This is a genomic window from Timaviella obliquedivisa GSE-PSE-MK23-08B (assembly GCA_019358855.1).
Taxonomy (GTDB): domain Bacteria; phylum Cyanobacteriota; class Cyanobacteriia; order Elainellales; family Elainellaceae; genus Timaviella; species Timaviella obliquedivisa.
Genome location: JAHHII010000004.1, coordinates 62,847 through 85,560, shown reverse-complemented (window position 1 = coordinate 85,560; position 22,714 = coordinate 62,847). Strand labels below are relative to the sequence as shown.

Annotated in this window: 20 protein-coding genes; 12 read left to right on the top strand and 8 right to left on the bottom strand. The window is 46.7% G+C overall.

Annotation, left to right across the window (positions count from 1 at the left end; translation table 11 throughout):
• Window positions 1-51: 51 nt before the first annotated feature.
• A complete protein-coding gene (gene htpG / locus KME11_08670; protein ID MBW4515284.1) occupies window positions 52-2,022 on the bottom strand; it encodes a molecular chaperone HtpG in 1,971 nt (656 codons plus the stop codon).
• A 399-nt stretch (window positions 2,023-2,421) separates the two neighbouring features.
• Here htpG and KME11_08665 point away from each other — a divergent pair, with 399 nt between their 5' ends.
• The 6 genes from KME11_08665 to KME11_08640 all read left to right on the top strand — a co-directional run bounded on the left by KME11_08665 (window position 2,422) and on the right by KME11_08640 (window position 9,847).
• Window positions 2,422-3,558 (top strand): glycosyltransferase, encoded by a 1,137-nt coding sequence (locus tag KME11_08665; GenBank protein MBW4515283.1) that lies wholly within the window; start codon window positions 2,422-2,424, stop codon window positions 3,556-3,558.
• Between the two features lie 202 nt (window positions 3,559-3,760).
• A complete protein-coding gene (gene rfbD / locus KME11_08660) occupies window positions 3,761-4,675 on the top strand; it encodes a dTDP-4-dehydrorhamnose reductase (GenBank protein MBW4515282.1) in 915 nt (304 codons plus the stop codon).
• Window positions 4,672-5,745, top strand: a complete 1,074-nt coding sequence (locus tag KME11_08655; protein ID MBW4515281.1) for a glucose-1-phosphate thymidylyltransferase — start codon at window positions 4,672-4,674, stop codon at window positions 5,743-5,745. The genes rfbD and KME11_08655 overlap by 4 nt, the downstream gene beginning before the upstream one ends.
• 16 nt (window positions 5,746-5,761) lie before the next feature.
• On the top strand, window positions 5,762-6,832 hold the full coding sequence (rfbB, locus tag KME11_08650) for a dTDP-glucose 4,6-dehydratase (GenBank protein MBW4515280.1): 1,071 nt from the start codon (window positions 5,762-5,764) through the stop codon (window positions 6,830-6,832).
• Between the two features lie 591 nt (window positions 6,833-7,423).
• The gene (locus KME11_08645; protein MBW4515279.1) at window positions 7,424-8,659 is read left to right on the top strand and encodes a glycosyltransferase family 4 protein; all 1,236 of its coding nucleotides are present in this window, start codon (window positions 7,424-7,426) and stop codon (window positions 8,657-8,659) included.
• Between the two features lie 204 nt (window positions 8,660-8,863).
• Window positions 8,864-9,847: a glycosyltransferase gene (locus KME11_08640; protein ID MBW4515278.1), complete on the top strand. Its 984-nt coding sequence runs from the start codon at window positions 8,864-8,866 to the stop codon at window positions 9,845-9,847.
• Between the two features lie 69 nt (window positions 9,848-9,916).
• On the opposite strand, the gene KME11_08635 is transcribed toward KME11_08640, so the two are convergent.
• The 3 genes from KME11_08635 to KME11_08625 all read right to left on the bottom strand — a co-directional run bounded on the left by KME11_08635 (window position 9,917) and on the right by KME11_08625 (window position 12,395).
• Entirely contained in the window at window positions 9,917-11,191 is a 1,275-nt protein-coding gene (locus KME11_08635) for a glycosyltransferase family 4 protein (protein MBW4515277.1), read from the bottom strand.
• Between the two features lie 553 nt (window positions 11,192-11,744).
• The gene (gene psaJ, locus KME11_08630) at window positions 11,745-11,873 is read right to left on the bottom strand and encodes a photosystem I reaction center subunit IX (GenBank protein ID MBW4515276.1); all 129 of its coding nucleotides are present in this window, start codon (window positions 11,871-11,873) and stop codon (window positions 11,745-11,747) included.
• A 36-nt stretch (window positions 11,874-11,909) separates the two neighbouring features.
• On the bottom strand, window positions 11,910-12,395 hold the full coding sequence (locus KME11_08625; GenBank protein MBW4515275.1) for a Photosystem I reaction center subunit III: 486 nt from the start codon (window positions 12,393-12,395) through the stop codon (window positions 11,910-11,912).
• A 157-nt stretch (window positions 12,396-12,552) separates the two neighbouring features.
• Here KME11_08625 and tsaD point away from each other — a divergent pair, with 157 nt between their 5' ends.
• Window positions 12,553-13,614: a tRNA (adenosine(37)-N6)-threonylcarbamoyltransferase complex transferase subunit TsaD gene (gene tsaD, locus KME11_08620; GenBank protein MBW4515274.1), complete on the top strand. Its 1,062-nt coding sequence runs from the start codon at window positions 12,553-12,555 to the stop codon at window positions 13,612-13,614.
• A gap of 29 nt (window positions 13,615-13,643) precedes the next feature.
• Here tsaD and KME11_08615 read toward each other — a convergent pair whose 3' ends face one another.
• Both KME11_08615 and KME11_08610 read right to left on the bottom strand, forming a co-directional pair.
• Entirely contained in the window at window positions 13,644-14,645 is a 1,002-nt protein-coding gene (locus KME11_08615; GenBank protein ID MBW4515273.1) for an alpha/beta hydrolase, read from the bottom strand.
• A gap of 192 nt (window positions 14,646-14,837) precedes the next feature.
• Window positions 14,838-15,245, bottom strand: coding sequence for a gamma-glutamylcyclotransferase (locus KME11_08610; GenBank protein MBW4515272.1), 408 nt, complete (start codon window positions 15,243-15,245; stop codon window positions 14,838-14,840).
• Between the two features lie 16 nt (window positions 15,246-15,261).
• Here KME11_08610 and KME11_08605 point away from each other — a divergent pair, with 16 nt between their 5' ends.
• The 3 genes from KME11_08605 (at window position 15,262) to KME11_08595 (ending at window position 17,817) form a co-directional block, all read left to right on the top strand.
• The gene (locus KME11_08605) at window positions 15,262-16,083 is read left to right on the top strand and encodes a hypothetical protein (protein MBW4515271.1); all 822 of its coding nucleotides are present in this window, start codon (window positions 15,262-15,264) and stop codon (window positions 16,081-16,083) included.
• Entirely contained in the window at window positions 16,080-17,135 is a 1,056-nt protein-coding gene (locus KME11_08600; protein MBW4515270.1) for a PleD family two-component system response regulator, read from the top strand. The genes KME11_08605 and KME11_08600 overlap by 4 nt, the downstream gene beginning before the upstream one ends.
• A 151-nt stretch (window positions 17,136-17,286) precedes the next feature.
• On the top strand, window positions 17,287-17,817 hold the full coding sequence (locus KME11_08595; protein ID MBW4515269.1) for a hypothetical protein: 531 nt from the start codon (window positions 17,287-17,289) through the stop codon (window positions 17,815-17,817).
• 152 nt (window positions 17,818-17,969) lie between these two features.
• Here KME11_08595 and KME11_08590 read toward each other — a convergent pair whose 3' ends face one another.
• Window positions 17,970-19,010 carry a class I SAM-dependent methyltransferase gene (locus KME11_08590; GenBank protein MBW4515268.1) on the bottom strand — a complete coding sequence of 347 codons (1,041 nt, stop codon included), beginning with the start codon at window positions 19,008-19,010 and terminating at the stop codon, window positions 17,970-17,972.
• Window positions 19,011-19,344: 334 nt separating this feature from the next.
• On the opposite strand from KME11_08590, the gene KME11_08585 reads away from it, so the two are divergent.
• Window positions 19,345-19,797 (top strand): YbjN domain-containing protein, encoded by a 453-nt coding sequence (locus KME11_08585; protein MBW4515267.1) that lies wholly within the window; start codon window positions 19,345-19,347, stop codon window positions 19,795-19,797.
• A 51-nt stretch (window positions 19,798-19,848) separates the two neighbouring features.
• Entirely contained in the window at window positions 19,849-21,156 is a 1,308-nt protein-coding gene (locus tag KME11_08580; protein ID MBW4515266.1) for an exonuclease SbcCD subunit D, read from the top strand.
• Here KME11_08580 and KME11_08575 read toward each other — a convergent pair.
• Window positions 21,153-22,526 carry a UDP-N-acetylmuramoyl-L-alanine--D-glutamate ligase gene (locus tag KME11_08575; protein ID MBW4515265.1) on the bottom strand — a complete coding sequence of 458 codons (1,374 nt, stop codon included), beginning with the start codon at window positions 22,524-22,526 and terminating at the stop codon, window positions 21,153-21,155. The two genes, KME11_08580 and KME11_08575, sit on opposite strands and share 4 nt — an antisense overlap.
• Window positions 22,527-22,714: the final 188 nt, after the last annotated feature.

The window sequence follows — 22,714 nt, the reverse complement described above, 5'->3', positions numbered from 1 at the left end:
TAAGTTTGAAAATGGCTGTGGGCTGCTGGGTCAAACTGCCGCATCAGCCTCCTATTGTGTTAGGCGGGTTAACACTTGATTAGAGCGTTCTACAAAAGACTTCATGCTGTCTGCATCAAAACCTTTTTGAGCAATCAGTGCCAAATCATAGACATGCTGACAGATGAGCGTTGCCAATTCGGCAGAAGGTGATTGTCCGCCTTCTGCAATGATGCTGCCCTGATTGAGGTTGACGAGGTTTTGAATCAGCGGGTGGGAAGTATTGACTAGAAGAGTATGCTCTTCAGGGAATTCCACCATTTGCTGCATGATCAGGGCGTTCATTTCTTGCATTCGTCGAAGTGCTTCGGGCAGCAGCACGATCGCCGGAGGAGATGTTTGAGCATCATCAGACTTAAGTGCCTCAGTCCGAATGGTAACTCTAGGTTTGCCCAAGGATTTTTCAAACAGATCCTTGATTTGCTCGCTACGAGTTTTGTTAGTAGTAGGGTCAACAATTTCGGTGGCTTTATCTTTGTCGATGAGGGTTTCGTCTAAATCGGAATCGACCCGCGAGAACTTCACGTCTGAGTGTTCTTGCTCCAAAAAGCTGATGAAGTGGCTGTCGATGAAGGAGTCCATAAATAGGACTTCTAAGCCTTGGCTCTTGTGAAGTTCTACATAGGTGGTTTGGGAGGCTGCATCGGTGCAGTAGTAAACCCGATTTTCGTGACGAGTTTTGTTGCGCTCTAAATACTCATTCAGGGTCGTATAGGATTTGCCGTCTAGGGAGTTGTCGGGGCTAGAAGCAACTTCCTGCCATGCATCGCCTTCAACAGGTTGGACTTCTACCGTGGCATCACTAGGAACGCTGAGATCGGCAGTGGTGCGATAAATGAGGATGTCTTCGACTTGCTTTTTGAACTTGTCGTCGTTCATGGAGCCGAATTTGACGAAGGTGCTGAGGTCTTGCCAACAGCGAATATATTGGGTGCGATCGTCGCGGTAGAGTTCTTTGAGGCGATCGCCCACTTTCTTGGCAATGTAGTCGGCAATGCGGCGAACGGTGCGATCGTTTTGCAAAAAGCTACGAGAGACATTCAAAGGAATGTCGGTGCTATCAACTACGCCACGTAAAGGCAGCAGGAAGCGCGGGATAACTTCTTCGCAGTTGTCGCTAACAAAAACCTGATTGCAGAATAGTTTAATTTGTCCTTTAGTAACATCTACATCAGGCTTAAGCTTAGGAAAGTAAAGGATGCCGTTGACCACGAAAGGGTAGTCAGTGTTCAAATGTACCCAAAGCAAAGGCTCTTCTTGAAAGGGATGAAGGTAGCGGTAGAACTCCAGGTAATCTTCCGAAGTAAGATTGCTGGCAGATTCTTTCCAGGGAGCTTTTTGCTTGTTAATTTGCTCTGCTTCAAGCTTGATGGGGAAGGGCAAAAAGTCGCAGTAAGTTTTGACAAGCTGCTTGATCCGATGATCCTCTAGGTATTCTAGTTCTTCGTCTTGGAGGGTGAGAGTGACTGTAGTGCCCCGCTCGGTTCGGGCAGAATCGCTGAGTTCAAATTGAGTGGAGCCATCGCAAGACCAATGGACTGCCTGAGCGCCTCCTTGGTAAGAAAGAGTATCAATTTCAACCTGAGTTGCCACCATGAAGGCGGAGTAGAAGCCTAAACCGAAATGCCCAATAATTTGGCGATCGCTACTGTCCTTATACTTCTGGACGAATTCTTCGGCGCTAGAAAATGCGACTTGATTAATGTATTGCTTAACTTCATCAGCCGTCATACCAATACCATTATCAGTAATTGACAGCTTCTTATTATCTTTATCAACGGTGATTTTTACTTCGGGTTCGCCCAACTCGCCTGAAAACTCACCTGAGAACGACACCATCTTCATTTTCTGGATGGCATCAACGGCGTTAGAAATTAGCTCTCTCAGAAAGATTTCATGATCTGAGTAGAGCCACTTTTTAATAATAGGGAAAATATTTTCGGTATGGATGCTGATGTTGCCTTGTTCCAGAATAGTTGCCATAAGGTCTGTAGTTTAGTAAAGAATGAAGGGTCTATTGAATCAAAGCTTAGATCGCTTAAAGCTTAAGGTGACATAAGCCGCGCGATCGTTTTCATTTTATCCAGGGTTCTAATGATGCGAGATCGGATTTCCCTACCCAGATATTTTCAGATACAAGATCTTTCCACTAAGGAGTCTGAAGAACATACTGATACGGAGTTCATGAAGATTTAACGCTTTTGGGTAAAGATCTACATAGATACCTCTCGGAAGCAATGGTAGATTTGAAGCAACCGATTTACTCAAGAAGGGTGTAGAGCTTTGTCAGTTAGCCAGTTCGTAATTTTTTTGGTCTACTCTGCCCTGTTGGCGATCGCGCTACTTCTTGCTATTCCTGTAGTCGCTCTATTTTTAGAGTGTATGGCGGCAATTTTTGGCGCACCTAAAATTACAGGCTTTGCCGACTCGAGCGTCCAACCCACTCCCCGAATTGCTGTGCTGATGCCAGCGCATGATGAAGCAGGAGGGATTCGTTTAGTGTTAGAAAAGCTACTGCCTCAGCTTTCGCCTCAAGACAGGCTAGTAGTGATTGCCGATAATTGTAGTGACGATACAGCAGCGATCGCGAAAGAAGTTGGCGCTGTTGTTATTGAGCGACATGACCTACAGCGACTAGGGAAAGGCTATGCCCTTGACTACGGAATAAATTTTTTGGAGCTTGATCCGCCAGAAGTAGTGGTTTTGGTTGATGCAGATTGTCGGGTTGAAGAAGGGACTGTAGCGCGGATTTCCCAACAGGCGATCGCGATAAATCAGCCTGTTCAAGCAGTTTATTTAATGGATCGACCGAGCCAGCCCACTCCTAAAGACTCAGTGTCAGCTTTAGCCTTCTTGGTCAAGAACCAGGTGCGTCCCTTGGGTTTAGAGAAGTTGGGGTTTCCCTGTCTGTTGACTGGAACTGGCATGGCATTTCCTTGGTCTGTGCTTCGAGGTGCAAAGCTAGCTAGTAGCAATATTGTCGAAGATATGCAGCTTGCAGTTGATCTCATTATTGCGGGATACCCCACTAGCTTTTGCGCCGATGCGAGAGTACATGGAATTTTACCCCAGCAAGAACGGGCTGCTAAAAGCCAAAGAACTCGCTGGGAGCAGGGTCACCTTAAGACTGCGCTCACCCAGATTCCTCGATTATTGCAAGCTGCAATTCAGCAACGGCGAATTGATTTAGTGGCGATCGCCTTTGACTTATGTATTCCACCGTTATCTTTGCTCGTCACGCTATGGACTTTAGGACTGATCATGACGTTGCTCGCTGGAGCATTTGGAATTTCCACGGGCTCCTTGATGGCTTTTCTAGCGTTAGAGGGAGGCTTGATTTTGATTTCAGTCTTGAGCGCTTGGGCAAAGTTTGGACGAGATTTGCCAATACTATCTTTACTGGTCGTGCCGTTTTACATTCTTTGGAAGTTACCACTCTACTTGAACTTTATCGTCAACCCTCAGACCAAATGGGTGCGTACAGAGCGAGATATTGATGGAGCAAAACTCAACCAATAATTAGAACCCATGAATCACAGGTGACTGCAAGGGCTTCATGCGATCGCTCATCAGAGCACTAAACCGTAAAGAATAAGTGAAGGCAGTATCGGCGCTCCTGTAATATTTCATAAGCGTCGGATAGGATATTCGCGTGTAGGATTTTCAAAGTTGGGTATTTTTGTAGGATAAGCGGTACGTATTCGGCATTTGAGGTGTTTGGGTGAAAGACATTTTACTCATTGGAAAGATGGGGCAAGTAGGGCAAGAACTACAGCGAACTTTAGCTAACATCGGTAAAATTACGAGTGTTGGGCATGAAAGTCTTGACTTATCCCAGGCGGATCTGATTCGTCGAATGATTTGTGACGTTCAACCTAGCTTAATTATTAATGCCGCAGCTTACACGGCGGTTGACAAGGCTGAATCAGAGCCGGATCTGGCAGCAGCAATCAATGCAGAAGCTCCAATTGTGATGGCGGAGGAAGCTCAACAGATCGGGGCTTCTTTAATTCATATTTCGACGGATTATGTGTTTGATGGACACAAAAATACGCCTTATCTTGAAAATGATGTTCCGAATCCTGTGAGCGTTTATGGAAAAACTAAGCTTGCAGGCGAAGCAGGGATTTCGCAGGTTTATGCCCAGTCCTCAGAGCTTCCTTACGCGATTCTTAGAACGGCTTGGGTCTATGGAACTCGGGGTAAAGGCAATTTTGCTAAAACAATGTTACGACTGGGGGCTGAGCGTGATGAGGTGCGGGTAGTGGCTGATCAGATTGGCTCTCCAACCAGCGCCTCTGATATTGCTAGGGCGATCGCCACACTTTCGACTCATTTCCTGAGTCCGCTTGAAAATGACGTTCCAACTGGGATCTATCACTTTACCAATAGTGGCGTTGCCAGTTGGTACGATTTTGCAGTGGCGATTTTTGAAGAAGCTAGAGCTTTAGGGGTTTCACTAAAGTGTGATCGTGTTGTCCCGATCACGACTCAAGATTACCCCACTCCGGCAATCCGTCCAGCTTATTCAGTGCTTTCGTGTCAAAAAATATCGACGGTTTTAGAAGCTTTCCCAATTCACTGGCGACAAGCACTTAGACAAATGCTCACTGAATTTTATTCACAACCCTCATGAAAGCAATTATCCTCGCAGGTGGTAAAGGTACTCGGCTTCGCCCTTTAACTCATACAGGTGCAAAGCAGCTTGTTCCCGTTGCTAATAAGCCTATTCTTTGGTACGGTATCGAATCCATTGTAGAAGCGGGCATCACCGAAATTGGAATTATTATTAGCCCAGAAACAGGTGAAGAAGTCAAAGCCCAAACTGGAAATGGCGATCGCTTTGGGGCTCAGATTACTTACATTTTGCAAGATAAGCCAGCCGGACTTGCCCACGCGGTTAAAGTGGCTCAGACCTTTTTAGAAGACTCGCCTTTTGTGATGTATCTCGGCGATAACCTGGTTCAAAGCGACTTAGCGCTTTTTATTGAAGCCTTTCGAGACCATCATTTAGATGCACTCACGCTCCTTTGTCCAGTTGCAAACCCTAGCGCGTTCGGGGTAGCTAAGGTGGATGAGAATGGAAAGCTTTTACAACTGGTAGAAAAACCGAAGGTTCCGCCTTCTAACCTAGCGTTGGTCGGAATCTATATTTTTGCGACTACGATTCACGATGCGATCGCTTCTATTCACCCCTCTGCACGGGGCGAACTAGAAATCACAGATGCAATTCAATCACTAATTGAGCAGAACAAAGCAGTCGAGGCGCGTCAGATTCATGGCTGGTGGCTGGATACCGGCAAGAAAGATGACCTTCTAGAAGCCAATCGAGTCATTTTGGATACGTGTTTGCAACATCAAGTTCAGGGCGATGTTGATGCCCAAAGTCAAATCATTGGACGGGTACAGATTGGGCAAGGCTCAAAGGTTATCAACTGCACGATTCGGGGTCCCGTAATTATTGGGGAGGACTGCCATCTAGAGAACTGCTTTATTGGCCCTTACACCAGCGTTGCCGATCAAGTCACCTTGATTCAGGCAGACCTAGAGCATAGTGTGATTTTACAAGGTGCTAAAATCGACGCGATTCATCAGCGCATTGTTGATAGTGTCATTGGTCAACGTGCCCATATTAAAGAAGCTCCCCGCCGTCCTAAAGCATTGCGCTTTATGATTGGCGATGATTGTCAAATTGAATTGAATTAAGGTTAGGAGCCGAACTATGTCTAGAGAACTCCGTAAGCTTCTGGTGACTGGAGGAGCTGGTTTTATTGGCTCCAATTTTGTGCACCACTGGTACAGTCAATACCCTGGCGATCGCATTGTTGTTTTAGATGCCTTAACCTATGCAGGCGATCGACAAACCCTAGCTGATTTAGAAGGCAAGGCGAACTTACGATTTGTTCAAGGCGATATCTGCGATCGTCTTCTAGTCGATACTTTGTTAAAGGAAGAGGCGATCGATCTACTCGTTCACTTTGCAGCCGAATCTCATGTCGATCGTTCCATTTTGGGGCCCGGTGCTTTCGTTCAAACCAATGTGGTCGGAACCTTTACCCTCTTGGAAGCTTTTCGGCAACATTGGATGTTGGCAGAACAGCCTGATACCTATCGATTTCACCACATCTCTACAGATGAAGTTTACGGCAGCCTAGAGCCAGATGAACCAGGTTTTAGTGAAAAAACTCCCTATGCCCCCAATAGCCCTTACTCTGCCTCCAAAGCAGGAAGCGACCATTTAGTTCGGGCATATTATCACACCTACGGCTTACCTACCCTAATGACCAATTGTTCCAACAACTATGGTCCTTATCACTTCCCAGAAAAGTTGATTCCGCTCATCTGCATCAACATTTTAATGGGAAAACCACTCCCAGTTTATGGAGATGGGCAAAACATTAGAGACTGGCTCTATGTAGGAGACCACTGTAGTGCAGTAGAGGCAGTAATCCACAAAGGTACGCCGGGTGAGACATATAACATTGGTGGCAATAATGAGGTCAAAAACATTGAGCTTGTGGAAATGCTCTGTGAACTCATGAATGAGATGGCTCCAGAGATGCCTGTTCGCCCAGCGCAGAGCCTAATCACCTTTGTCAAAGATCGTCTGGGACACGATCGCCGTTATGCCATTGATGCCACAAAAATTCGGACTGAACTAGGCTGGACCCCAGCAGAAACTGTAGAAGGTGGTCTACGCCGCACGGTTCAATGGTACCTGAACCACCAGGATTGGTGGCAACCTTTGTTATCAGCAGAGTATCAAGAATACTACCGTCGGGTTTATTCTTGATACTCTGCTGATATAACAAGGTAGGGATGCAAGTAAATTAAGCTAAGCGCCGCTTTTTAACAAAGAATTATGCCAAGCTTTCATTTTGAATAACCAGAATAAAGAACAATAGCAGAAAGAGCGTAATAAGGGTAAATCAAGTTGACTTACAGTTTTTTAATGTAGAAATCTCTAGGACATGCAGCCGTATCGTTCTTCAAAACTTTAATCAGAATCGTGGGAAACATGAGCTTTGTATGAAATCATCTACTGGCATAGCGCAAGCATTCTGCATTTGGGGATAATAGTTATAAAGATTACGGGATCTATGACGCAGGTACTGATGAGGCAACAAAGGAATTCATCTTCTAGTGATAGATTCCAGTCTTAGTTTGCTGAACATCTAATCAAGTAGTGGGTGCAGTAGCTGTTCAATTTATTGCTGGAGCTTACTAGTTTAAGAGGGCTTAATACATGACGGATACAGAAATGAAGCCAAATAATTTTGAGAACAGTCAAGATTGTCCTAAAATACGCGTTTTACTGCTGGCTGATTACTGTAATCCGGACTGGCCGTCTCTTCCTATTCTGGCGCACAAATTTGCTTGTACGATGTCCAAGTATGCAGATGTGACCGTCGTGACCCAAATTCGGAACAAGCCGAATATCGATCGGAAGGGCATTGGAAACGCTAAGATCGTTTACCTAGATACCGAATGGTTTGCCGCTCCGCTCTCTCAATTGTCATGGCTCATTCGAGGCGGTAAAGATTCTGCTTGGACAACTCAAATGGCGATGGATTATCCAAGCTATTTAGTATTTGAATCGGCAGTTTGGAACCACTTTAAGAATGACTTGAAGAATGGTCATTTTGACATGGTTCATCGCATTACCCCAATGTCGCCGACTTTACCTAGTTTCATGGCAGAGCGCTGCCCTGTTCCTTTTCTGGTGGGTCCTTTGAATGGCGCTTTACCCTGGCCTAAATTTTTTAGGAATGAACTCTTGCGAGAGCGAGAGTGGATGACTTACTTAAGAGGGTTTTCCAAGTTTCTTCCCTACCATCGTTCTACTTATAAACATTCAGCAGGTATCTTGGCTGCCCATGCCCATACCATCAACGATTTACCTGTCGAATCTAGGACAAAAGTAATTAATTTTCCTGATACTGGCTATGAACCCAGTATGTTTGGTTTATCAGATCGGAGTGGGCGTGAGCGCTTAACGATATTGTTTGCAGGTAGGTTAGTGCCTTATAAGCTTCCAGAGGTGGTTGTTAAGGCGTTTGCAGCTAGCCCAATACTGCAAAAACACAAACTAGTCATTATTGGTGATGGACCTGAACGTCCTAGGTTGGACAAAATTGTAGAAGAGCATAGTCTCTCTGACTGTGTTGAGTTTGTTGATAGTGTCCCTTATAGTGAGTTTCCAACTGTAATGCAGCAGGCGGACATTTTCGCCTTTCCCTCAATTCGCGAACTGGGAGGAGGAGTTGTAGTTGAGGCGATGGCTTCTGGGTTAGCCTGTGTGGTGGTAGATTATGGTGGTCCTGGTGTTTTCATTGATTCAGACCGGGGAGTTAAGGTTCCGATGGGTGATCTGAACCAATTGGTACAAAGCTACACGGAAGCGCTAGAGCAACTGGTTGAGAATCCTGAGCGGATTTCTCAGTTGGGGCTGGCAGCCCATCAACATGCTCTAAAGTATTATTCTTGGGAAGCAAAGGCTCGAAAAATGCTAGAGGTTTACGATTGGATGGTAGGACGATCGCCTATGAAGCCAGATTACTGGGATCAGCAACAGCCTGCCTTGCACGAATCTTTGGTGGAAGAACCGTTAGCTCTCTAGAGATCTGAAGTAGTCAGTTTATTGGTGAGCGGCGAAGTATGGACAAGTCTTCTGCTTTAGATGAAATTTCATTAGCGGCACGTAACTATGGAGATGGTGTTGTCTTTGAAAAGGTGTTGCTTAATTAGTTTAACTTTTATAGGCGGCAAACTAGCTTACTTGGCTATGTGATACAGTCCCATCAATAGACAGGAGATAGAGACTTTGGCACAGGTCGGGCTTGTAGCAATTGGTCGAAATGAGGGGCGACGGCTGGAAGTGTGCTTGAAGTCTGCCCTTGGCAAGATTTCTACCATTGTTTATGTAGACTCTGGCTCGACAGATGGCAGTGTAGAACTGGCACGATCGCTTCAAGTCGAAGTTGTAGAGCTTGATCTATCGCTATCATTTACGGCGGCACGAGCCCGCAACGCTGGATTCTCACGCCTTCTGGAAATGACACCGGATCTCAAGTTTGTTCAGTTTGTAGATGGAGACTGTGAAATTGTTGCAGGTTGGCTCGACCAAGCACAACAAGAATTAGAAGCTCATTTAGAAGTTGCAGCAGTCTGTGGTCGAAGGCGAGAGAGGTTTCCAGAGCGATCGCCTTATAACCGCCTGTGCGACTTAGAATGGGATACGCCTATTGGCGAGGCAGATGCCTGCGGCGGTGATGCCATGTACCGCGTGGCTGCATTTCAGCAGGCTCTGGGCTTTGCTTCAAACTTGATTGCTGGGGAAGAGCCTGAGCTATGTCTAAGGTTGCGGCAGCAAGGGTGGAAGATCGTCCGGGTGGATGCTGAAATGACTCTGCATGATGCGGATATGATGCGGTTTGACCAGTGGTGGAAGCGGGTTTTGCGGGCAGGTCATGCCTATGCAGAAGGAGCTTGGCTGCATGGACGCGACCCAGAACGATATTGGGTCAAGGAGAGCCGCAGCATTTGGACTTGGGGTGGGCTAGTCCCTTTGCTGGCTCTGGGTGGTGCCAAGTTGACAGGGGGATGGAGTTTACTTTTGTTTGCTGCTTATCCCTTGATTGCTTTTCGGATTTTTTGCTATGGTCGGCAACGAGGTTGGGGCACTCAGGATTCTCTGCTTTACGCAGGTTCATGCGTAGTGGGTAAGTTTCCAAATTTAGTCGGTCAGATCAAATTTCATTGGAATCGTCTGTTAGGACAACGAAACCAATTAATTGAGTACAAGTAAGGGGCTGAGTTTACAGAAGCACAGAGGGCGGCGATCGCCGCCCTCTGTAACGGCTCCTCGAAGTCATAGTTATCTACTACGAATGCCAACTGGTACTTTAACCTCCTGAGAATCGAACTCTGAAGGTGCCCAAATCAGATTTACCAATGTTTCTGCACTGCGTTTGCTATGAAACTGCTGGATAACTTTTACTCGACCTGCGGTTCCAAGTTGTTGAGCGAGTTGGCGATCGACCAACAACTTTAGAATGGCATCTGCCAATTGCGGCGGTGCTTGTGGCTCAACTAATAATCCATCTACACCCTGTTCAATTAGCTCTTTTACCCCACCTGACCCAGTCACAACAACAGGCACTTCCATTGCCATCGCCTCCATAATGGCAACACCAAGCGGTTCGTGTAGACTAGCCAAAGCAAATATGTGAGCGTTTTCGAGGCTGGTTTTGATAGTCTCTTCTGAAGTAGCTCCGAGAAGGCGAACTGAATCTGCTAGATTAAGACGCTGAATTAAAGATTCTAGTTCTTTACGATATCCGGTTCCACCCTGTTCATCTTCTCCAGCAATTTCTAGTGTTGCTGGGATGCCTTGTTGACGAAGAAGGGCGATCGCTTCAATTAAATCAGCATGTCCTTTACAGTGATTAAGCCGTCCACAGCTAAAAATTCGGAAATTTGTTTGTTTATCCCAAGGTAGATAGGGATGAGTGCGTTGGAAAACGGAAGCATTCACTCCCATAGGGGCGATCGCTACTTGTTCCGGAAGATTATCTGCAAGCAACTGGTGAACTTCTTCGTAAAGCTTTTGTGTAATGACAATTCCAAACTTAGCTTTAGACCACTTCTGAGCTTGGTTAGAACCATAATCCTCAAGCGGACCATGAAGCGTGATGCTGTAAGGCAGCCCAGAAATAAGAGAAGAAAACAGGGCTATATTTGCTGAGTTTGCACAAGAGTGAACGTGCAAATGCTGCCACTGCTGTTGCTTAGCAATGTAAGATACCTCTGCCCCGACCAGCATGAAGGCAAATAGACGCAGTTTGTCAGCGACAGATAAATCTTTTGCCTGTTGAATTATCTGTAAACAAGTAAGCCATGACTTCAGCCCGCCTTGAACGAGCGCTAGCCCCATGCCCAAAAAATTACAAAGGGTCGGTGGGGTTAGATAAGTGGTTCGGCGCTGAGCTGCCTTAGCCCATGTATGAGACATAAGGTTAGCAGCAGGAGGTTGGGTAGAGATAATATCGACCTGAATGCCCATGCTCTCAAGAACCTGAATCTCGCGCCAAAAAAAAATATGAGTTTGTCCCGGAAACTCTGGAATAAAGTAGCCAATTCGTTTGTTCATTTATCAGAGCTGTTCACTTGGAACTAGCCATTAATATTTAGCTAAATCCAACGTAAGCAGCCCAAAAACTACATGCCTCAGTAGGATGCACCAACTTCATCAAAATTAGTATAAATAATGACCTAGTTTTCTCTTAGAACGCTTTATAGCTCAGAGCAAGTATGGAGAGATTTGACTAAAAGAAGCAGATAAAAGTGATGAGATAAGAGAGTTTTTTAGCGCGATTTCCTGATTTCAAAAGCTTTGGCAATTTTCTCAGAGAATTCTAGGGAGAATGCAAGTATCAAACGTATAGAGCTATTTGCCGTAACTCTACTTATATTTTTGGATACGTGTAGCTATGAAGATATTGTAAATTCTTCTGTAATATTACGGATGATTTTTCTGCCTCTAGAGCATTTAAGCAGCTTATATCTTGAAGAACCAGGCAAAGGTTCTCAGAGTTTCTTTTGTAATAGATCTACAGAAAGCAAGAGAGAGGCAGACTAGAGTTTAGTCTGCCTCTCTCTTGTAGGTTGGGATAAGAGCTTTCTAGCCCTAACGCGATCGCCTCTTAAGGAAGAGGATGGAATAATAGATCAGGGAAAAATCGATTGAATTCAATCAAAATTCCGGCAGTGATAATCATCCAAACGGTTGCCAGCACTGGGGCAGTGGAAAGATATTTCACAAAATACTGCATAGACATACTCCAAGAGTGAACGGCAGACTTTTGAGCCTAGCGGGGTGAAACAGTAATCTCATCATTCTTCGCAGTTAGCTTGCCCGATGTGTACTCTCCGAAGGCGGCGAGGGGCCAAGTAAAGCCAGTCAACATAATTCTGATGGCGCGAGGAACATCAATGATCACTTCGCTCAGTTCAGGATTCTTGTCACCCCGAACCGAAATGACATAAGCACGACCTACCCAGCCAATCCAGCCTGCAATGTACAGGAAGAGAAGGCTTGGGATAGTAAAGTCGCCTGCGTGACTAAGCCGACCGTCTACGATCAAATGAGGTAGACCTTCGGTGCCACAGAGAGCTTGTTGACCATAGGACTCGAAACGAGCTTTAGCTTGAGGCGTTTTGGGGGCGTTCGCGGCACGCTGCAGGAAGGCTTTGGACTCATTACAGGGTGTTAATCCGGCGACATCGGCAGCAGCAGGAGGAACAAAGTTGAGCCAAAGACCCATGAGCAGGATCAGAGCAAACAATCTTCGCATGGAGTTGTTTCCCATATTTTACAAAACAAAGTTTTTCGTACAAAAATTGAAGTTATCTGTACAAGAAATTTGGACTATCAGAGCAATAATACCCTCAGGAGTAGCCCCTACAAGATAGGCTGTTAAAAGATCTTTACGTTTCTTGATACCCTCTCCCATGTCAACGGTCTTAGCCATTGAAACAAGCTGTGATGAAACTGCGGTGGCAATTGTTCGTCATGACCCAGAATTAGACGATCGCCAGATCCTCAGCAACATCGTTTCGTCGCAGATTGAAATCCATCAGCAGTATGGCGGCGTGGTGCCGGAAGTGGCTTCGCGGCAGCATGTGGAAACGGTCAATGGGGCGATCGCCCAAGCCTTTCAGCAAGCCCAATTAAGCTGGGCAGACATTGACGGGATTGCCGCTACTTGTGCCCCTGGACTTGTAGGGGCACTACTGGTCGGGCTGACCGCAGGTAAAACTCTTGCCATGGTGCACCAAAAGCCTTTTTTGGGCATTCATCACCTGGAAGGACATATTTACGCCTCATACCTCAGCACACCCGATCTAAAGCCGCCTTTTTTGTGTTTGTTGGTATCGGGCGGACATACGAGCTTGATTGAAGTCAAGGATTGTGGAGAATACAAGATTTTGGGGCAAACCCGCGATGATGCAGCCGGAGAAGCCTTTGATAAAGTGGCGCGGCTGATGCACTTAGGGTATCCGGGTGGCCCGGTCATCGATCGGCTGGCGAGGGCAGGCGATCGCCATGCATTCCCACTGCCCGAAGGTCAGGTATCTTTGCCAGAAGGAGGCTATCACCGCTATGACTCTAGTTTTAGTGGGTTGAAGACAGCGACCTTGCGATTAGTTCAAAAGCTAGAGCAGACGGGTGAGCCTCTACCCGTAAATGATTTGGCGGCAAGCTTTCAAGAGACGGTGGCGCGATCGCTGACGAAACGGGCGATCGCCTGTGCTTTAGACTATGGGTTTACGGCGATCGCTGTAGGCGGTGGTGTGGCGGCTAATAGTGGGCTACGGCAGCAGCTACAAGCGGCGGCGGCTCCACACAATATTCGCGTACTGTTTCCGCCCCTTCAATTTTGTAGCGACAATGCTGCCATGATTGCTTGCGCCGCTGCCGACCACCTTAACCGTGGACACACTTCAGCGTTGACACTAGGGGCACAGTCAAGATTGGCAATTTCTGAGGTGATGCGGTTATATCAACAGTGAGACACATTAGGAAGAAATATCAAAGAAAATCAAGCTTGATGCATTGCTAAAATTCGCCAAATCTCGTCAGCAACGGTTTCAGGTTGCTCTAGCATTGCTAAATGTCCACAGTTTGCAATGTGAGTCACATTGCTGCCGCAGCATTCAAAAGAGGCGTGGAAACTAGCAAGATGACGCACATATTTTGGCTCCATGACCGTGTCATTAACGCCCGCAATGAAATGGACAGGCTGCTGAAGGCGGGCTACAACTTGTGGTAACAGGTGAACCTCGGTTTCAGTAGTAGATTCGAGTAGGGCACCGATCGCCGCTTCAGGATGAGCGCTGAGCAAATCTAACAGACGTTGCTTGCCCCACAACCGGGTTAGGGGTTGGGTAACGCTCATCTGAGCCAGCGCCCCAGTTAACACCAAGTCTAAAAGCGGTATGGAAGCAAGCCACTGAGGGCGAAACTTGATAATTTGTTGACCTGCCGCCCGAAACTTCTCAAATTCTTTTTTAATGTAGATACCGCCTCCAGCGTTGATGCAGATAACGCCTAATATTGTGCCTGGCGCTTGATCAGCCGCCCAAAGCGCGATCGCTCCGCCCAAAGAGTGACCAATTAACCAAGCGCGAGTGATATTGAGGTTGTGTAAGAGAGAAGTAAGGTCTTGGGCATAGGCGGCTGGCGAATAAGCAAAGGATTCGGTAGGCAGCAACGATGATGTAGGGTCTACGGTTGCGTATGGGGAGCAAGGGGGCGATGCAACTCTGGGAACAGTGGTGACTTCTTGGGGTGCTTCGGAGGCGATCGTTCTCTCCATTGATGCTACAGATTTTGCCTCTGCGCTTCCAGGCTGAGACTCACCAAACCCCCGCAGATCGTAGGAGAGACATTGAAACCGGGATGACAACCGCTCAATGACGGGCTGCCAGTAAGCACGACTGAGAAGCCAACCATGGACAAATACTAAAACAGTAGGAGAGTCAGTCGGTTCTGATAACTCATAGGCGTGGGAAAAGCCACGAATGCAAATGGTTTTAACCATACTGAATGATGTCTGTTCGTTGCTCGAAAGGGGCTAGAGAAAAGCTAGGAACAAAAGTAATGCTTATGTTTCTTCTCATTATCATAAATTCGCAAGTGTTATGTTCCAAGCGTTGGAAGTGGGTAAAATCAATTTCTTACAATCTCACACGATTCCCCTAGTCCAGCCAACTAAAGTCATTCTGCTTTAAGCTTAGAGCAACGCTACAGCTTTTTTATAAGCTGCCCAGCCACCATAGTGAGAAATATCGGGCCAGTTGTATTGTTCCACTAAGGCACGTGGGTAAAGAATTGCCGTCACAGTTTCACCATCCTCCAAGACAATATTGCCAGGATACATATTGGGCGGTTCTGTAGTAATCAAATGATCATATTGTTCCATTGTCAGTTCATAAACTTCTCCAGGGATAGACATCCCTCCTTCTGCGACTGCGTAAATGGCAGGATGCCAGCCATCGGCAACAGCATGGAAGCGATAGAGCGGTCTAGTCTTGGTTTCGCGGATGAACTGAGCCGCTTGAAGATTTTGGTGATCAGGTTGACCCCTCAGTGCAGAACCACAGATGAAGACCCGTCTTGAGCCTGAATCAGTTTGAGTCATTCCAAATTTTTAGTAGATGGGGCAATTTATTAAGTATCCCAACTATCGGCTCAATTTCAATACCGAACGCCATGGAGTTGGTAAGGATATGTCTGAGAAAGACGACATACTCAAGTGCCGAACTGATAGTTTTTGCATTCTTCATCCATTCGGCTTACATTTGCAGAAGCTGCTTAACGACGTTGAGATATTTAGAACTGAAGCCTGTAGACTCGAAATCTATCCTGGCACTGCTCTTGGCGCTGCTCATCGGCGGACTTTTGCGGATGATATAATAATTGCTACTCAAATGCGGGCGATCGAAAAAGCCATGCGCTTCCAGAGTAAGATTTTCTCTAGTTTGTCTACTGAAATATGCGCTAGGAAGATAGTCTTATCCCAAGTCTTGCTCAATTTTCTGGGTCATATCATCAATCTTACTGAGCCGGATCAAGCTGAGCCGTGTGTTTGCTCAGAACATTCTTGCCTGAGCATGGTCATGAGACAGCAAGGGGTAAAACCTTCTAGCAGCAAGCTCCAACATGCCAGCGGATGCGACAAGGGATCAATCTTTTGGCTTGAGCAGATTTTTCTCAAGGTTGTTGCTTCGATAGTGCTGCCCACTCATTTTTCTACGCAATCGTTTTGTCCTTTAGCGGCTCAGGTTGTAGAGAGTTTGTCTAGATTAGCCATGTTGAGCAGTAGGCAAAACATTCAAAAACGGGCAATCTATCCCGGACAGCAAAACGATCGCTGTATTTCATTTGCGAGTAAGATTAAAGACTCAGTACAAGAGTTCTTAGAGCAGGCGATCGCCCCTCTAGTTGAAAGATATCTCTATCCGGAGAGAAGCCTGTGAATCAGCCATCCTTCCCGCTTGACCCCGGCTTGCCTTCTCCTTCTCCTTCCACGGTTCTCATTATTGATGACAACCCTGATAACCTAAGTTTTGCAGTCTATTCGTTAGAAGAAAAAGGTTTCAAAGTTCTGGTGGCTCAAGACGGTAACAGTGGCTTAAAGCGAGCACAAGATGCCCAACCGCACCTGATTTTACTTGATGTCTTGATGCCCAATATGGACGGCTTTGAAACCTGTCGACGGCTCAAGCTGAACGAGAGAACTTGCGCTATTCCTGTAATTTTTATGTCGGCTTTGTCAGACACTGAAGATAAGGTTAAAGGATTTGAAGTAGGCGCAGTGGATTATGTAACTAAGCCGATTCAGCGCGAGGAATTACTTGCCCGAATTACAACCCATTTACGCATTCAAGCACTCACGCAGCAACTCCAGCAGCAAAACCAACAGCTTCAGAGACAAGCGATCGAACTGGCACAGGCAAAACAAGCCATAGAAGACGTGAACCAGGAGTTGCAGTATGTTGCTTATTTCGACAGTGTGACCGCGATCGCAAATCGTCGTCACTTTGATTTACACCTCCGCCAAGAATGGCAGCGCCTTGCCAGAGATCAAGAGCCGCTTTCTCTCATCTTGTGTGACATTGACTACTTCAAACGCTATAACGATCACTATGGTCATCAAGCTGGAGATGTTTGTCTAAAAGACATCGCCCAAGCAATGCATCGCGTAATGAAACGTGCAGCGGACTTGGTGACGCGCTACGGCGGCGAGGAGTTCGCTATCATTCTCCCTAATGTCAGTCTTAAAGGGGCAATTCACATTGCACAGCTAATTCAAATAGAAATCTGCCATCTAGAAATACCTCATGCCCAGTCTACGGTCAGTTCTAATGTCACCCTGAGTCTAGGCATCAGTAGCCAAATCCCTAACTTGCAGCAGCCACCAGAATCACTGATTACCGCAGCAGATCGTGCCCTCTATCAAGCTAAAGCCCAAGGGCGAAACACCTACGCATTAGCAGTTTCACTTGAACAATCAACTGATCCACGATAGATAAATCCAAAAAACTCAAATTCATCTTAAGCCTGTTTGGGGACACCTACGAAGCACCTGAAGATGGTAAGTTTAATGAGAGACAAATGCTTTGCGTCTATCCCATTGATGCGTCTAAAAGCCTTAGTCTGTCTTTGGGAATGGAGGAGATATGGTTAGGAGACGGTCTACGGGTTCAACAGATTCACCAAATTCATCAGCTAAAACTGAAAAAGAGGCTCCTTTGGAGAAAATCGTTGGGTTAGAAGCCACAGTTTCGGATTTAAAAGCAACTTTAGACGCGGTTCAACCCAAGGATTCTATTCTTTTAAAGCAAATTAATGACCTTAAAGCAGACTTAGAAGCCAAAGATAGCCTCATAAAGAAGCTACAAACAGAAGTTAAGCAAGCTGAGCATCTCAAGGTAGAGCTAGCAGAAGCAAAGCAAATGATTCTCAAATTATCTGAAGTCAACGCTAAGCCATTGACAGCGATCGCCCCTATTCATACGTCTGCTGCTGTGCCCCAACCCGAACCAAAATCAACTTTACAAATTGAGCCAGCCGCAGTAGCTCACAAAACTCAGCACGAATCTGAGCTCCGCAAAATTTTTCGGCATCCTACTCAGCCCGGTTCTCCTCCCCCTATGTCGTCGGAAAGGGAAGGGCAGATTTCCGAAATAGACATTGGTTGGATGGACTAAGGGTTGGATGGATTAAGGGTTGGATGGATTAAGGGTTGGATAGATATAGGTTAAGCCCGTTGAAAAAAACGCTGATGGTGCCCTTTTTGCTAAAGACCCTCATCAGCGTTTTTGTTTTACCCTATGAATCTTGGTAGAAACTGAGCAAACCCTTAGGCGGGCTTCCGTGCCACCCAATACTTGCTGACAAAATGCACCTCAGTTTCTACTGAAACAAAGCCAGCCTGCTCCAATCGCTCTACTAAATTGTCGGTGGTGTAGTTACGGTAATAAGGCTCATGAAACATTGTGGGGAAGTTTCGCATCATGGGTGCAAATTCTGGCGAATCAGCTTCTTGAATAGAGTCGCAAATGACAAAAACGCCCCCAGGTTGTAACACCCGGTAGCACTGCTCAATCACTCGCTGACGGGCTTCAGGAGGTAGCTCGTGAAACATAAACACGTTGCTAACGGCTTGAAAGTAGCCATCTAAGTAAGGTAACTCCTCGGCATTTGCTTGTAAAAGCTGCGGCAGTTCACCGGACACCTCGGACAGCGACTGGTTTGCCTTGCGAAGATAAGCAGGAGATAAGTCAACGCCGTAGAGAGAAGCGTTGGGCAATGCGCCACGCAGCATTTTTAGCGTCCGACCTGTGCCGCAAGCAATGTCTAGTACTCTTGGCTGGGCCTTGCCTTCTAAGCCTCGCTTAAGAGGAGCCAGAATTCTACGGCGCATGGCATCGGCTGAACCATTGAAGAGGATTTCGACTTGTAAGTCGTAGAGGTTAGCAGAGCGATCGCTCAAATAGCCATCCGTTTGGTAATGAAAGTTTTGCAGATAGTATTTGGGATATCCGTCAGTTTTGATAGTGGGAGAAAATTCTTGGTAGCGCTTTTCTCGAATCCGCTCCCAAGTCTGAGTTGTGTCGATCCAAACCATGGGATAGTAGCGAAAAAAGTCTTCCCAAGGATTGTCGAACAGTAGTTCAGATGGATAAACGCCTTGCTCTGAATCTTGCCAATCTTGCTCAATGAGCTTGTTGAGTCGACTTTGTAGCAATAACAGCGTCTCGGTTGGCAGTGGTTCAGTTTTGTAGTTTGTAGGTGAAACCAGATTCATCACCTGAGTTGTAAGAGTTTTATGAGCCAGTCCAAAATAACTCTTACTCTGTTGAAAAGTTTGATACGCCAGCTTTGTGAGAGTGTCAGCCATAAATTGCGAGTAGGGGAACGACTAAAGCAGTAACAGGATATGAATTAGTGTAACGAAAATCTACAAGTCTACCCACTTGTGAAACTCAACGCCCGTCGGAGCAGACAGACTTGGCGAGATGGTGAGCAGATTATTGTTTGCAACGTGGGTATGGGGAGTTGGGTTGAGCGATCGAACAGGTTGGAAAGAGGGTCGCTTCTAGGATTTACTTTGTGTTTGCATTGGCGTTCTTTCTTCATCCTTGGTTTTCACTCCTAAATTTATTGTCAAAGCGATGTCCATTGCCCAGACAAGCGCTAAATTAGGGAAGGCAATCTGAACCGAAGAGATCCCCATGACTTCCTACAACATTGACAGCGCTCCTACAACCGAAAGCACTCCAAGCTATGTAGAAATTATTGAGACGGTTATTTCTAGCCTTCAAGAAGACCGAAGCGCCATGGTCAGCCATGTAGAGCCGGGCTATGTCTGGAAATTTAAGTATGGCAGTGTTGAGGTTTTTGTTCAGCTTGCAGGCACTCAGGAAGAAGACGAGTTAATGATTTGGGCAGCCGTCCTGAAACTACCCGTCAAAAACGAAGCGCAGCTTTTGCGTAAGCTGATGGAAATGAACTGGTCGAGCACGTTTGAGGCTCGGTTTGCGATTTCGGAAGATCAGGTGGTAGTTTGTGCCCAGCGAACCTTAGCAGAGTTAAGTCCGACGGAAGTATCGCGGAATATTACGATTGTGGCTACGATCGCTGATGAAAATGACGAGGCATTGCAAGCCGAGTTCGGGCAATCGTGAATGGGTTGCTATCCATGGCATACAATAGCTAAAGTTTAGTGTATTTGTACTATGCCACGCTTCCTTCACTTGGCTGATATTCATTTAGGGTTCGATCGCTATGACAGCAAGGAGCGCACCCAAGATTTTTATTACGCATTTAACGATGCTCTAGAAAAGTATGCGATCGCTCCCCAAGTCGATTTTGTTTTGATTGCTGGCGATCTATTTGAACATCGCAATATTCAACCTGCCACACTGAACCAAGCGCAGTTGGCATTGCAAGCCCTTAAGCAAGCTGGCATCCCGGTACTGGCGATCGAGGGTAATCATGATAACCGCCCCTACGGGACAAAAACCAGTTGGTTACGCTATCTAGCATCTTGGGGTCTGCTGATATTACTAGAACCTGGAGACACCGCGACAGGTGAGCCGTTCTACTTTCCTTGGGATGGTGAGCGAGGTGGATATATTGATCTTGATTGCGGTGTGCGAGTGCTGGGTTCTTACTGGTATGGCTCTACTGCTCCTAAAGCGATCGAACAAATTGCCGAGGCGATCGCTCAACTGCCGCCCACGCCGCATCCCAACATTTTGATGTTCCATCACGGCATGGAAGGACAAATTTCTCGTTACCAAGGAGCCTTGCGCTATGCCGATGTCGCTCCGCTCAAAGCAGCTGGGGTCAATTATTTGGCGCTAGGGCACATTCATAAGAACTATGAAGTCGAGGGCTGGATTTTTAATCCGGGTTCGACGGAGGCAAACAGTGTAGAAGAGGCAGGTTTTGACCGGGGCGTTTACTTGGTTGAGATTAGTCGAGGTACGGTGCAGGCAGAACTTAAACAAGATTATCAACAGCGATCGATTGTTCGGCTAAAGCTGACACTGCGTGGAACAGAAAGCTTAGAAGAAGTAGAACTGGGGGCGATCGATCTTGTTCAGGCAGCCATTGCCCAAGGCAAAATTGACCCGACCCTTAAGCCAATAGTTGAACTTCGGATTGATGGACAAGTGGGTTTCGATCGCCTTGAATTAGATACTCGTAAACTGCAACAGCCGCTCCAAGAAATGAGTAATGCCCTGATCTTTTTACTGAAATATCAGGCAGATGCGATTGCCTATGCTTCTCACTTGGCAGAAGATGCCAGCCGTCTGCAAATTGAGCGGGAGGTCTTTATGGATTTGGTCGTTGCCCATAACACCTACAAAAAAAGTGCTCCTGAACTGGCGCAAGGGCTAATTGCTTTGAAGGACTTGCAAATGGAAGGGCGATCGGAGCCAGAAATGTATGATTTTGTCCAAACTTTATTAAACAGTGAAAATAGTGACCCTATTCGTGATCCCATCAATGACCTTCTCCCCGGTCAACCCGATTAATACTGTTTTAGCGTCTCTAAACACAACTGTCGAAAATGATCCCCGCGCTGTTCAAAATTGGCATATTGGTCAAAACTGGCACAGGCAGGCGAAAGCAATATCACCTTTGCTCCCAACTTCTGCCCTAGTTCTGCCCCTCGCTTAACCGCCTGATCCATTGTTTCTACGATTTCGTATTGGGCGTAACCTACTTGCTCTAAGCGTGCCGCAAAAGCTTGAGCAGCACTGCCAATTAGCAAAACTTGAGCAGCTTTAGCATGAATACTGCGGAGCCAGCCCGTATCATCGCCATCCTTTGCCTCGCCACCCGCTATTAAAATAACGGGTGCGTCCACCGCAGATAAACCGACCTCAGCCGCGTCATAGTTAGTCGCTTTGCTGTCGTTGATAAAGTCGATGCCGTTCCAGGTGCAAATGGACTCTAATCGATGGGCAACTCCAGGAAAATTCAGGACGGCTTGGGCGATCGCTTCCTTTTTTATTCCAGCAATCCGCGCTACCAAAACCGCCAACAACAAATTCTGCTGATTGTGCGCCCCTACCATTCGCAGCGCTGCTACTGGAACAATTGCCTCACCTTGAGCGATCGCCCAGCCATCTTCAATATAAGCGCCCTGCTCAACCTCTCCTAAGAGATTGTCTTTTCCGGTCACGTTCGTCCAGCAAGCCCTCCGCCATTGGTCAGCCTTGCTCCGAAGATACGGATCATCCCCATTAAGGATTTGATGCTCAGAATTTTGCAGCAAATGCGCCTTGATACGATAGTAATTCTCTAAGGTTTTGTGCCGACTGAGGTGGTCAGGCGTAAACGTCGTCCACACGCCAATCTTGGGGGCAAGGCTTGCTGCCGACTCAATTTGATAGCTGCTGAGTTCGGCAATTACCCAGTCGGGTTGCTTCTTAAGAGCAACTTCACAAGCCGCATAGCCAATATTGCCACAAGCCGGAGCTTGTAATCCCGCTGCCTGAAAAATTGCTGCAATCAGTGCCGTTGTCGTGGTTTTGCCGTTTGTGCCTGTGATGCCCACCCAAGGTATAGGGTAAAGCGACCCCTCGCAACTATTTTGAAGTGTCCGCCATGCCAACTCCATTTCGCCCAATGTCTCAATGCCTTGCTCTCTTGCCTTAACCAAGCCCGGGAGATCCCAGGGCACCCCAGGGCTAACTATAATTTGCTGCATGGTCGTCGGATTAGGCTCGAAGGTCTGTCCCAATTCCACCCTAATTCCTTCAGCAGCTAGGTCTTGTTCAATTGAATTTAGAGCTTTGGCGTTGCGATCGCTGACTATAACCTCAAACCCTTGTTGCTTAAGCAACCGAGCCGCAGCAATTCCAGATTTTCCAAGACCAATGACGTAGGCAGCCATAATCAAATTACAGAGTTGCAGACTGGGACACCCCCTATCCTACCGATTAATAGCGGCGACACGGCGTTCGTATTAATTTTCGCAGCCCTTTGCCCATGACTCTGGACTTGCCTTCTTTTATGGTGGGTTAGTGCGATCGCGCAACGTCCTCAACACTATAACGTCCTCAACACTATGATGATGAGCCTGGT